The 549-nt window shown below is 53.4% G+C and carries 1 rRNA gene; it reads left to right on the forward strand.

Features of this window, described 5'->3' with window-relative positions:
• Nucleotides 1–549: ribosomal RNA gene (locus tag AC1DSE_RS36215) — 23S ribosomal RNA — on the forward strand; the annotation flags it as partial.

Here is a 549-nt window from a genome sequence, read left to right on the forward strand (position 1 = left end):
GTACTTGGGTAGGGGAGCGTTGAATACGGATTGAAGTTGGACCGTGAGGACTGGTGGACTGTATTCAAGTGAGAATGCCGGTATGAGTAACGAAAAGACAAGTGAGAATCTTGTCCGCCGAAAGCCTAAGGGTTCCTGAGGAAGGCTCGTCCTCTCAGGGTAAGTCGGGACCTAACGCGAGGCCGAAAGGCGTAGTGGATGGACAACAGGTTGAAATTCCTGTACCACCGAAGATCGTTTGAGCAATGGGGTGACACAGAAGGGCAGTGACGCGGACTGATGGAATAGTCCGTCCAAGCAGTGAGGCTAGTGTGTAGGCAAATCCGCACACTATTAGGCTGGGCTGTGATGGGGAGCGAAAATTGCAGTAGCGAAGGTCATGTACTCCGGCTGTCAAGAAAAGCCTCTAGTGAGATCTAGGTGCCCGTACCGCAAACCGACACAGGTAGGCGAGCAGAGCATGCTAAGGCGCGCGGAAGAACTCTCGTTAAGGAACTCGGCAAAATGACCCCGTAACTTCGGGAGAAGGGGTGCCTCGGTAGGGTGAAT

Source organism: Paenibacillus sp. 01L418 (assembly GCF_056400045.1).